This is a genomic window from Mycobacterium sp. 852002-30065_SCH5024008, from assembly GCF_001665645.1.
Classification (GTDB): domain Bacteria; phylum Actinomycetota; class Actinomycetes; order Mycobacteriales; family Mycobacteriaceae; genus Mycobacterium; species Mycobacterium paraffinicum.
In genome coordinates, this window is sequence record NZ_LZSZ01000149.1 from 26,204 (window position 1) to 37,904 (window position 11,701).

Consider the following 11,701-nt stretch of genomic DNA (forward strand, 5'->3'; position numbering starts at 1 on the left):
CACATCGCGGCGGACGATGGCTCCAGCGGCTCTCGCCGCCGCCCGCGCGGGCCTCAAGCGGCTGCGGGTGGTGTGGTTCAACCTGGTGCAGACCGCGGTGGCGGCGGGCCTGTCCTGGTACCTCGCGCACGATGTCCTGGAGCACCCGCAGCCGTTCTTCGCGCCGATCGCCGCCGCGGTGTCGCTGTCGACAAGCAACGTCCTCCGCGCGCAACGCGCCATCCAGATGATGGTCGGGGTAACCCTGGGGATCGGGGTCGGCTCGGTGGTGCAAGGCCTGCTGGGGCCCGGCGAGGTCCCCATCGCGGTGGCCGCGCTGGTCGCGCTGGGCGCCGCGGTGTTCATCGGGGGCGGCTTCATCGGGCACGGGATGATGTTCGCCAACCAGACCGTGGTGTCGGCGATCCTGGTGCTGGCCCTCTACCGCGGCGGCGTCGGTCTGGAACGCATCTTCGACGCGCTGATCGGCGGTGCGGTGGCCATCGTTTTCGCCGTATTGCTGTTCCCCGCGGATCCGCTGCAGCTGCTGCGCACCGCGCGTGTCGGCGTGCTTAGCGTGCTGCACGACGTCTTGTCGCGAGCCGCGGACATCGCCGTCGGGCGCAAGGTGCCCCCGCCCGACTGGCCGCTGGCGGCCGTCGACCGAGTGCACGAGCAGCTCAGCGGACTGCTCGAGGCGCGCACCACCGCCCGCCACGTCGTCACCATCGCCCCGCGACGCTGGGGCCTGCGGAATACCATCCAGGCCGCCGACCACCAGGCCGTGCATGTGGCCCTGCTGGCCGGTTCGGTGCTGCAACTCGCCCGCGTCGTGGCCAACAACGCCGACGGCTTCCGCGAGGGGCTTCCGAGGCCCGTGCACACGGTGCTGGTGGTGCTGGCGGCCGGAACCGCTCTCGCGGACCGCGACCCCGCCGGCGCGTGCGCGTACGCCGCGTCCGCGCGTCATCACGCGGCGGAATTGCAGTCAGCCGCGCGCGAAAAGACCCAGTTGATCCTGGCCGACGTCGTCGACGCCTGTGTCGACGATCTGCAACGGGTCATCGACCTTCGGCAGGTATGAGGAGAATCAGCGCGAGTCGGCCAAGAACTCCTGGACCAACTTCCTCGGGGCCTGCGTCAACCACGCCTCGGTGACCAGATCCTCGAGGTCGCGGACCGCGATCTCGGCGAGCTTGACCAGCACCACCGGGTAGCCGTCGAAATGCGGGGTCGTGAAATACACGCCCGGCTCGTCGGCGATCAACCCGAACTTGACCCCCTCGTCGGACACCCGCACGCCGAGGATGTCGCCGTCGGGCGGTTCCAGGCCGTCGCGGGCCAGCGCCTCGCGTTCGGAGGGGCGCAACGGCCGCTCCCAGGCCAGCAACTTCTTGCCGACCCGCCACTCATGCGGTGACGGCTCCGAGGTGAGTGCCAGCTCACGAACAATGCGGGCGACGTCGTACCACGTGGCCACATCTCGATTGTGCTCCCGGTTTCGCCCGCGTGCCGCCGTATTGGCAAACGGTTTCGCGCCGCGGACGGCGCGCAACGGTCCGGTGTGATGTGATCAGCGTTGTGCCTGAAGCTGACGCCGGGGTCGCCCGCCGGCATCGAGTCACCCACCGCACCGAGTACCGGTACTCCGACGTCGTGACCAGCTCGTATGGCCGCGGCTTCCTCACCCCGCGGGATTCGATGCGGCAGCGCTGCATCGTGCACGAGCTGACGATCGATCCCGCCCCCGCCGACGTCTCCACCAGCAGCGACGTCTACGGCAACATCAGCTCGTACTTCCACGTCACGGAGCCGCACCACACCCTGACCGTCACCAGCGACTCCATCGTGGACGTGTATCCGCCGGCTCCCGGGCGCTACACCAGCGGCCCGGCGGTGCAACCATGGGAGGCGGCGCGCCCGACGGGGGGCAGGGGAGCGCTCGCCGCGGAGTTCACCCTTGACCTGAACCCGCCCGAGATCACCGACGAGGTCCGCGACTACGCGGCGCCCAGTTTCGCCCCGGAGCGCCCGCTGGTTGACGTGCTGCGCGACCTCGCGTCGCGGATTTTCGCCGACTTCACCTACCGCTCGGGGTCGACGACGATTTCTACCGGGGTCAATGAGGTTCTGGCGGCCCGGGAAGGGGTATGTCAGGACTTTGCACGGCTGGCGATCGCCTGCCTGCGCGCCAACGGTCTTGCGGCCAGCTATGTGTCCGGCTACCTGGCCACCGACCCGCCACCGGGGAAGGATCGAATGATCGGTATTGACGCCACCCACGCCTGGGCGGCGGTGTGGACACCGCAGGAGCCCGGCCAGTTCGAATGGCTGGGTTTGGACCCCACGAACGACCAGCTGGTCGACGAGCGCTACATCATCGTCGGACGCGGCCGTGACTACGCGGACGTGCCGCCGCTGCGGGGCATCATCTACACCGATTCCGAACGCAGCGTGATCGACGTTGCCGTCGACGTGGTGCCCTTCGAGGGGGATGTGCTCCATGCGTGACTTCAACTGCCCCAACTGCGGCCAGCGCCTGACGTTCGAGAACTCCACCTGCCTGAACTGCGGCAGCGCGCTGGGCTTTTCGCTCGAGCAAATGGCGCTGCTGGTGATCGCCGAGGAGAATGCCGGCGAGCACGCCGGTTTCGTGGACGCCGCCGAGTATCAGCTGTGCGCCAACCTTCAGCTGGCCGAATGCAATTGGCTCGTGCCTGTCAACAATCCGCGGCTGCTGTGCACGTCGTGCGCGCTGACGACCGTGCGGCCCAACGACTCCGACGCCGCCGGCCTGGCCGAGTTCGCCCGGGCCGAGGCGGCCAAACGGCGGTTGATCGCCGAGTTGCACGAGCTGAAGCTGCCGATCATCGGGCGCGATCAAGATTCCGAGCAGGGACTGGCCTTCCATCTGCTGTCCAGCGCGCACGAGAACGTGCTGACCGGGCACGACAACGGCGTCATCACACTGGATCTGGCCGAGGGCGACGACGTGCACCGCGAGCAGCTGCGGGTGGAGATGGAGGAGCCGTACCGCACCCTGCTGGGCCACTTCCGGCATGAGATCGGGCACTACTACTTCTACCGGCTCATCGCCCCGTCCAGCGAGTACGTGGCGCGGTTCAACGAGCTGTTCGGTGATCCCGACGCCGACTACCAGGAGGCGCTGGACCGGCATTACAGCGAGGGGCCGCCCGAGGACTGGCAGAAAGACTTCGTGTCGTCCTACGCCACCATGCATCCCGCCGAGGACTGGGCCGAGACGTTCGCCCACTACCTGCACATCCGCGACACGCTGGACACGTCGGCGTGGTGCGGCTTCGCGTCGGCGTCGGCCACCTTCGACCGACCGGCCTTGGGCCCCAGCGCTTTTCAGACGATCATCGACATGTGGCTGCCGTTGTCGTGGTCGCTGAACATGGTGAACCGGTCGATGGGCCACGACGACCTGTACCCGTTCGTGCTGCCGGTCGCGGTGCTGCAGAAGATGAAGTTCATCTACACCGTGATCGACGAGGTGACCTCCGAGGCGCGGGGCCCCGCCGCCATCGCGGGTTAGGGGCGCGTCACTGTGGTGCATCTACGCCGCCATGATGTCGGTCCTGGTACTGGTGCATATGCGCCGCCGCCGGCGACTGCCCGATCCGCACCGCTACCGGGGTGTTGCCATGGATCCGGCGCCATCGAACGTGTGATGTTCGATTCGTAATCCCTTGCGTCACTTTGGCTTCAGGCGTCACAACGTGGTCATTTTTGTCGGTGGGTGTTCCTAGAGTCTGAGGCATGGGTGTCAGTAGTCGTGAGGAGATCGTCGAGGTCATCGACGCGCTCGACGACGACGCGGACCGCCTGTGCGAGTTGTCCTTTGACGTGCTCACCACCCCGGAGCGGCTGCGCGCATTGGACCGGGTGGAACGCGTGGCCCGCAAGCTGCGCACCCCGCAGCACGCATTGATCAACCAGCTCGACGCCCAGGCCAGCGCCGAAGAGTTGGGCGGCTCGCTGCGCTCGGGGCTGGCCGACCGGTTGCGCATCACCAAAGGCGAGGCCGCTCGGCGCATCGCCGAAGCCCAAGACCTCGGGGAGCGCCGGGCGTTGACCGGTGAGCCGTTGGCGCCGAAGTTGAGCGCGACCGCGGCCGGCCAACGCGCCGGGCTGATCGGTGAGCGGCACGTGAAGGTGATCCGTAGCTTCTTGGCCCATCTGCCCACCGAGGTGGACATATTGACCCGGCAGGCCGCCGAGGCCGACCTGGCCGAGCAGGCCCGGGGGTATCGGCCCGACGAGTTGGCCAAATACGCCCAGCGGGTCATGGATTGGCTGCACCCCGATGGGGAATTCAGCGACGCCGAGCGGACCCGCAAGCGCGGGATCACCCTGGGCGCACAGGAGTTCGACGGCATGTCACGCGTCGGCGGGTTGGTGACCCCGGAGCTGCGGGCCGCGATCGAGGCCATGCTGGCCAAGCTGGCCGCGCCCGGGGCGTGCAACCCCGACGACGAGACCCCGGTGGTCGATGCGATACCGGATAAGGACGCGGTGCGCCGTGACACCCGCAGCCAGGCTCAGCGCAACCATGACGCCTTCCTGGCCGGGATGCGCGGACTGCTCGCTTCCGGGGAACTCGGCCAGCACAACGGGCTGCCGGTGTCGATCGTGGTGACTACCACGTTGACGGACTTGGAGGCCGCCGCCGGCAAGGCCCTGACGGCCGGCGGCACGCTGGTGCCCATGTCGGATGTGATCCGCTGGGCCGGCCACGCTCACCATTACCTGGCGATTTTCCACAACGGCAGGTCCCTGGCGCTGCATCACACCAAACGGTTCGCTTCCCCCGCACAACGAATCATGCTGTACGCCAAGGATCGCGGCTGCACCAAACCGGGCTGCGACGCCCCCGCCTACCACAGCCAGGTCCACCACGTCACAAGCTGGCAAGCCACCCGCCGCACCGACATCGACGACCTGACTCTGGCCTGCGGCCCCGACAACCGGCTCGCCGAAAAAGGCTGGACCACCCGAACCAACGGCCGAGGCGAAACCGAGTGGCTACCACCACCGCATCTCGACCGCGGACAACCCAGAACCAACAGCTATCACCACCCCGAAAGATTCCTTCGCGACGGTGACGACGACGAACCCGTTTGACGCAACGCGCGCGATCGCCGCATACGACTAGCACCGATGGCGGTGACCCGCTTCGCCCGGCTTCGCCGTGCTCGCGATCACCGCTAGGCCGGCATCACCCGGCGCACGTCGGGGCCCCACAGCGGCTGCATGCCGCCGGGCAGCGCCAACTGCGTGGTGGTGATGACCTCGGCCAGCTCGCGCAACCCGGCGTGCACCGAACCGAGCAGGTCGGCCAGCGCGGCACGCTGCCCGCCGGCGCTGACGACTTCCAGCTCGGCGGGATGCGAGCGGCGCAGCCGGGTGGCGATCTCGTCCATCAGCCGTTCCGGGCGCGACGATCCCGATGCCCCTGGCAGGTCCTTGAGGTTGGACCGCAGCCGCTCCACTTGGTAGAGCAACGACCGCGGGTTCTGCGCGTCGAACAGCATCAGCTCGGCCACGGCCGCGACGCTGACCTGGCCCACGGTGCGGCGCCGGTAAATGACCGACGACTCGCACGCCACCAGCGTCGCCTCGATGATCGTCTGTTCGGCCGCCACGGCGCGGACGGCGGTCAACGTGGCCCGCAGCAACGCGGTCAGCCAGAGGCCGCGTTCGATGCGCTTGCCGATATCCATCATGGTCCAGCCCACATCGCGCACCATCGACTCGCCGGCGACCCCGGACAGGGTGAGCATTCCGGACAGCGTCTGAACCTGGGCCGACGCGAGTAGCGCGTCGGCCTCGGCGAGCGAATCCGGCGGTTCCCGTCGCTGAGCCAGCGCGCGCTCCACTCCGGCCAGCACCATCCAGGTGTCGTTGGACATCTGGTCGCGCACCGCCCTGGCGGCCAGCGCCAACCCTTCCACCGACTGCACCAGCGACCCGGGCCGCTCCGGATCCACGGTCAGCGACCACAGCGTCGACGGCGCGACGGCGATCATCTCGGCCCCGTCGCTGGCACGATCGTCGGCCCCGTCGTCGGCCCCCGTGATCCGGTCCAGCGCGGCCATCAGCACCGGCACGCATTCGCTTTCCTCGGTGTGCTGCTGATGCCGGTAGACGTGGAACCTGTCCCGGGCGACGAGCAGCAGCCGCGCCATGCTCTCCGCGCGCTCGCCGTAGCGGCCGATCCAGAACAGGTCGGACAGCACACGCGGCGAGCTGACGCCCCAGGTGCCCGCGGCCGTCTTCGCAGGCGGCACGGGCGACGGCAAGGTCACCGTCTCGGCGCGCACACGCTCCGTCGGGCGCACCCAAACATCCTTAGCGGCAACGGTTTGCAGCCTGTACGCGGCCGGCCCGGGCGCCAGCACGTAGCCGACGCCACCGATCATCGGGGCGTACCCGCTGCGCTGGGCCACGTTGAACAACCGGATGCCGACGCCGGCCGACGACAACACCCCGGCATGGTCGGTGGGCGCCGACGAGAACTGCGGCAGCTCCTGGCCGATCCACTGCCACGGCATCTTCTCGATCGCGGCCGCCAACTGTGCCAGCTGATATGACGAAAGAGTCGGGCCGACAAGGGTTTTCCCACCGACGGTCGACTTCACCAGGAGCGAAGACAGATTCGCCAGCAGGTGCGAGCATTCGCCCGCGATGCCGCCCCAGTAGACCGGCGCGGATTGCAGCAGCGGCGCTTCGGAGAGGAGACGCTCGGACAACTCGGGCAAAAACCGAAGCAGCCCAGGGTTTTCCAGGATGCCGCTGCCCAGCGTGTTGACCACGGTCACCGTCCCGCGGTGCGATGCCTCCACCAGACCGACGACGCCGAGCCGGGAGTCGGCGCGCAGATCGAGCGGGTCGGCGTAGTCGGCGTCGACCCGGCGCAGAACGACGTCGACCCGTTTCAAGGTGCCCAGCGAGCGCATCCACAACTTGCCGTCGCGCACCACCAAGTCCGCGCTCTCCACCAAGGGGAACCCCAGCAGCGTCGCGAGATACGCCTGGTCGAAGGCGGTCTCGGAGAAGATGCCCGGGCTGAGGACCACCACCACCGGATCCTGCGCATCGTCGGGCGCGGCGTCGATCAGCGCCAGCCGCAACGCCTGGGCGAACGGTGTCGTCGGGCGCGGCGCGATCCGTTCGTAGAGATCGGGAACGGAGTGCGCGACGACGCGCCGGTCGGCCAGCGCGTAGCCGGCGCCCGACGGCGCCTGCGTCCGGTCGGCGTTGACCTGGAAGGTGCCGTCCGGCAGCCGGCTGACGTCGCAGGCGTGCAGGAAAAGCTGGTGATGCCCGGGCACTTCGATGCCGTTGGCCGCGCGCACGTAACCGGGATGGGCGAAGAGCAGTTCCGGCGGCAGCAGCCCCTCGGTGAGCAGGCTGCGCGACCCGTACAGGTCGGCGAGCACGGCGTCGAGCAGCCGGGACCGCTGCACCAGCCCGGCCTCCAGCGCCTCCCACTCCGCGGCGGAGAGCACGAGCGGCAGCGTGTCCAGAATCCACGGCCGCGGCTCGAGGCCATGCCCGGCGGGATCGACATCGGTGTAGGAGATGCCGTCGCTGTCGATCAGGCCGCGCACCACCGAGCGCAGCCGGTCGAGCCCCACCCGGCCGCGCTCCGCGATGGTGTCGGCCAGCTCCGTCCAGGCCGGCCGCACCTGTCCGTCCCGGTCGACGAATTCGTCGTAGCCGGCGGCCGGGCCGTGCCGGAGATCGAAGAGCGCCTCCTGCGCGCGCGCGGCCCGGTACCCGGCCAGCAGGCGGTCGGCGTCGTAGCGGTCGGCCGGGGGCGCCGACCCCGTACCGATGCCGAATGTCATGTCCGCAAACGCCATTACCGCTGAACGGTACGCACGCGGCGCAGGTCGAGGATGCCCGGCGCGCCGATATCGGTGAAGATCCGGGCCTGTTTCTCCCGAATGTCGGACAGATCGAGCTTGCCGGGGGTGAAGCCGGTCGCCTCGAAGCGGCGGGCGCGGCGCGCCTCAGCCTCGACGGCGTTGACGGGCGGCTCGTCGTAGGCCCGCCCACCGGGATGCGCGACGTGATACGTGCACCCGCCGCGCGACGTGCCCGTCGTCAGGTCGACCAGCTCGAACTGCAGCGGCACGTCTGTGCTGATAGTGGGGTGCAGCGCGCTCGGCGGCTGCCAGGCCTTGAACCGCACCCCGCCCACGTGGATGTCGGGGTTGTCGGTGGCCAGCAGCGGCACCGGGTAGCCGTTGACCGTAACCACGTAGCGGTGCCGGTCGGCGCCGATGATGCGGATCTGGATGCGCTCGACCGACGAGTCGACGTAGCGGGCGGTGCCGGCCGCGGTGGCCTCTTCGCCGAGGGTGTTCCACGGCTCGATCGCCCCGCGCAACTCGATCTCCACCCCGTCGAACACGGCGGTGCCGATCCGGGGGAAGCGGAATTCGGTGAACGGGTCCAGCCAGCTGGTCTCGAACGCGATGCCGTGCGCGCGCAGGTCCGCGGCGACGTCGGCGATGTCGTGAATCAGGAAGTGCGGCAACAGGTATCGACCATGCAGATTGGCACCGTGGCGGATCAGCGGGGCGCGCAACGGCTCGTCCCAGAACCACGCCACCAGCGAGCGCACCAGCAGCGACTGCACCATCGCCATGCGCAGATGCGGCGGCATCTCGAACCCGCGCAGCTCCAACAGGCCGAGCCGGCCGCGGGCGCTGTCGGGGCTGTAGAGCTTGTCGATGCAGAACTCGGCGCGGTGGGTGTTGCCCGTGATGTCGGTCAGCAGGTGCCGCAGCGCGCGGTCGATCACCCACGGCTTCGCCGCACCACCGGCCGACAGCCGGGCGATCTCGGCGAACGCGATCTCGAGTTCGTAGAGCGCCTCGGCGCGGCCCTCGTCGACCCGGGGCGCCTGCGAGGTGGTGCCGACGAACCGGCCGGCGAACAAGTACGACAGCGACGGGTGTCGCTGCCAGTACGTCAGTAGCGATACCAACAGGTCCGGTCGCCGCAGCAGCGGCGAGTCGGCGGGCGTGACGCCGCCGAGGGTGATGTGGTTGCCGCCGCCGGTGCCGCCGTGGGTGCCGTCCACGTCGAAGGACTCGGTGGACAGGCGAGCCAATCGGGCTTGCTCATAAAGGGTTTCGAGCTGCCGACTCTGTTCGGCGAAGCTCGCGGTGGGCGCGACGTTGACCTCGATGACGCCGGGGTCCGGGGTGATGGTCGTCGAGCGCAGCCGGGGGTCCGGCGGGGGGTCGTAGCCCTCGATCACCACCGGGCAGTCGACCTTGGCCGCCGCGGCCTCGGCGCGGGCGACCAGGTCGACGAAATGCTCCAGCGCCTCGGTGGGCGGCATGAAGAGATAGAGCAGCCCATCGCGGACCTCGGCGACCATCGCGGTGGGCGGCGCGGTGTCGGAGTCCTCCACCACCGCGGTGCCCGACTCCGTCGACAGCTCGTTTCCGACGGTCAGGGGATCGGCGTCGAACGACGGGCGCGGTGGACGCCAGCTGATGGAATCCAGCGGCAGTCGCAGGCCCGCGGGAGAATCGCCGTGCAGCAACACGATTCGGCCGCGCCGCAGCCGCCAGTCGGCGCTGGCCCAGCCCTGGCCGTCGTCGCGGCGGTGCAGCGGCAACACGAAAGCCGCCGGGGTGGTGACGGATTCGTCGAGCCGGGCCAGCAGCGCGGCGCGCCCGGCGGGGGAGTCCTCGTCGAGGTCGTCGGCCGAGTCCACCGGGTCGCCCTCGGGTTGCCGCACCTTGGTCGCCAGCCGGTGCAGCGGGTCCTCGTAGGCGGCCCGCACTTGCGAGGGCGGCAGCTCCAGGCCGTCGGCGATCGCGGCGAGCAGCCGGCGGCCCGCGTCGCTATCGACCGGGGCCGAGTCGCCCAGCCACGGGTCGGCCAGCAGCGCGCCGTCGCTCCACAGCGGTCGACCGTCGGTGCGCCAATACAACGCGATCTGCCAGCGCGGCAACGGTTCTCCCGGATACCACCGGCCCTGGCCGCGCTGCACCAACCCGTTCGGCGCCCACACTTCTCTCAGGCGCCCGGCCAGGTCGGAGGCGCGCTGCCGCTTGTGCGGGCCGTCGGCGGCCGTGGTCCATTCCTCGGCGACCTGATCGTCCACCGAAACGAATGTCGGCTCGCCCCCGATGGTCAGCCGCACGTCGGCGGCGGCTAGCCGCTCGTCGACGCGCCGGCCAACCTCACGGATCGTCTCCCACGCGTCGTCGGTGTAGGGCAGGGTGACGCGCGGGTCCTCGTGGACCCGGGTGACGGTGTTGGAGAACTCCAGCACCGATTCGCATGGTTCGGTGCCGCCGCTGATGGGTGCCGCCGACGCCGGCTGCGGGGTGGCCGCCAACGGGATGTGGCCCTCGCCGGCGAACAATCCCGACGTCGGGTCCAGCCCGATCCAGCCCGCACCGGGGATGTACACCTCGGTCCAGGCGTGCAGGTCGGTGAAGTCGGCGGCGGGGCCCGACGGCCCGTCGAGCGCCTCCACGTCGGAAGCCAGCTGCACCAGGTAGCCGGACACGAAGCGGGCGGCCAGCCCCAGCTGGCGCAGGATCGACACCAGCAGCCACGCCGAATCGCGGCACGAGCCGATCCCGGTCCGCAGCGTGTGATCCGGTGTCTGTACGCCGGGTTCCATTCGCACGCTGTAGGCGACGTCGGCGTTGACGGCGTGGTTGAGCGCGACCAGCAGGTCGATGGTGCGGGTGCCGGCCGGCACCGAGAAGTTGCGCACCCAGCCCCGCGTCAGCTCACCGGGACCCGACCCGTCACCGTTTTCGTCGACCGGCCGCAGGTATGGCTCCAGGTCGTCGGCGAGCTCCTTGGGGTAGGTCAACCCCTGTGCCGGCCACGTCTCGGCCCAGTCCTCGATGAAGAAGTCGAACGGGTTGATCACCTGGAGGTCGGCGATCAGCCCGACGGTGATGGTGAGCCGCCGGGTGGGATTCGGAAATACAAGGCGCGCAAGGAAATTGCCCACCGCGTCCTGTTGCCAGTTGATGAAGTGCTCGTCCGGCTCGATGCGCAACGAGTAGGCCTCGACGGGCGTGCGGCAATGGGGCGCGGGACGCAGCCGCACAACGTGCGGATACACCCGGACCAGCCGGTCAAAGGTGTAGCTGGTCCGGTGTTCCAGCGCGACTTTAATGCTCATGACATGGTGATCTCATCACAAGCGGCACAAGGCCGCAGCGCACAGTGGCTGCGGCTTACAACGCCGTAACTTCGGGCGCGGCCGGCGCTTGGGGCACCTGTTACGCCGGCGGCGGACCCGGCTGGTAACCCGGCTGCGGCACGGGGACCACCTGGCCGCCGCTCAGCCTGCGGTAGGCGTAGATGATCAGCAGCGACGCGACGGGCGCGACCACCAACAGGCCGACACCGCACAACAGTGCCCCGATGATGGCGGACACGAACACGACCAGCCACACCAGCAGCGCGTTGACGAAATTCGACCCGGCGAGCGAGAAGCTGGAAGTGAAGCCCTTGATCGCCGACTCCGAGCGATCGATGACGAACGCGACGGTGAACTGGGTGAAGATGCCGAGCACGAGGCCCGGGACGAAGCAGAGAGCCGATGCGATCGAGGTGAGGACCTCGACGATCAGCACGGCCAGAAACACCATGCCGAGGTTGCGCGGCTTGAAGAACGAGCCGATGGTGACGGCCCGCC

7 protein-coding genes and 1 pseudogene are annotated in these 11,701 nt (G+C 69.3%); 4 read left to right on the top strand and 4 right to left on the bottom strand.

Translation table 11 applies throughout. From position 1 onward, the window contains the following. Nucleotides 1-16: 16 nt before the first annotated feature. Entirely contained in the window at nucleotides 17-1,063 is a 1,047-nt protein-coding gene (locus A5781_RS18780) for an aromatic acid exporter family protein (RefSeq protein WP_067209776.1), read from the top strand. Between the two features lie 6 nt (nucleotides 1,064-1,069). Here A5781_RS18780 and A5781_RS18785 read toward each other — a convergent pair whose 3' ends face one another. Next, nucleotides 1,070-1,459, bottom strand: a complete 390-nt coding sequence (locus A5781_RS18785) for an MmcQ/YjbR family DNA-binding protein (RefSeq protein ID WP_067209742.1) — start codon at nucleotides 1,457-1,459, stop codon at nucleotides 1,070-1,072. An 89-nt stretch (nucleotides 1,460-1,548) separates the two neighbouring features. Here A5781_RS18785 and A5781_RS18790 point away from each other — a divergent pair, with 89 nt between their 5' ends. The 3 genes from A5781_RS18790 (at nucleotide 1,549) to A5781_RS18800 (ending at nucleotide 5,127) form a co-directional block, all read left to right on the top strand. Further along, a complete protein-coding gene (locus A5781_RS18790) occupies nucleotides 1,549-2,490 on the top strand; it encodes a transglutaminase family protein (RefSeq protein ID WP_197503911.1) in 942 nt (313 codons plus the stop codon). Beyond that, nucleotides 2,483-3,538, top strand: coding sequence for a putative zinc-binding metallopeptidase (locus A5781_RS18795; protein ID WP_067209745.1), 1,056 nt, complete (start codon nucleotides 2,483-2,485; stop codon nucleotides 3,536-3,538). The genes A5781_RS18790 and A5781_RS18795 overlap by 8 nt, the downstream gene beginning before the upstream one ends. A 224-nt stretch (nucleotides 3,539-3,762) precedes the next feature. Further along, nucleotides 3,763-5,127 carry an HNH endonuclease signature motif containing protein gene (locus tag A5781_RS18800; RefSeq protein ID WP_067209749.1) on the top strand — a complete coding sequence of 455 codons (1,365 nt, stop codon included), beginning with the start codon at nucleotides 3,763-3,765 and terminating at the stop codon, nucleotides 5,125-5,127. Between the two features lie 83 nt (nucleotides 5,128-5,210). Here the strand turns inward: A5781_RS18800 and A5781_RS18805 are convergent, their stop codons facing one another. The 3 genes and pseudogenes from A5781_RS18805 to A5781_RS25935 all read right to left on the bottom strand — a co-directional run. After that, nucleotides 5,211-7,871, bottom strand: coding sequence for a circularly permuted type 2 ATP-grasp protein (locus A5781_RS18805; RefSeq protein WP_067209752.1), 2,661 nt, complete (start codon nucleotides 7,869-7,871; stop codon nucleotides 5,211-5,213). After that, nucleotides 7,871-11,182, bottom strand: coding sequence for a DUF2126 domain-containing protein (locus A5781_RS18810; protein WP_067209757.1), 3,312 nt, complete (start codon nucleotides 11,180-11,182; stop codon nucleotides 7,871-7,873). The genes A5781_RS18805 and A5781_RS18810 overlap by 1 nt, the downstream gene beginning before the upstream one ends. A gap of 100 nt (nucleotides 11,183-11,282) precedes the next feature. Continuing rightward, a pseudogene (locus A5781_RS25935) lies at nucleotides 11,283-11,701 on the bottom strand (hypothetical protein); the annotation flags it as partial.

What these genes read in the sequence shown, in the direction of transcription:
- A5781_RS18780 (WP_067209776.1), top strand. Translation starts at nt 17, where the DNA reads ATGGCTCCAGCGGCTCTCGCCGCCGCCCGCGCGGGCCTCAAGCGGCTG.
- A5781_RS18795 (WP_067209745.1), top strand. Translation starts at nt 2,483, where the DNA reads ATGCGTGACTTCAACTGCCCCAACTGCGGCCAGCGCCTGACGTTCGAG.
- A5781_RS18800 (WP_067209749.1), top strand. Translation starts at nt 3,763, where the DNA reads ATGGGTGTCAGTAGTCGTGAGGAGATCGTCGAGGTCATCGACGCGCTC.
- A5781_RS18805 (WP_067209752.1), bottom strand. Translation starts at nt 7,871, where the DNA reads ATGGCGTTTGCGGACATGACATTCGGCATCGGTACGGGGTCGGCGCCC.
- A5781_RS18810 (WP_067209757.1), bottom strand. Translation starts at nt 11,182, where the DNA reads ATGAGCATTAAAGTCGCGCTGGAACACCGGACCAGCTACACCTTTGAC.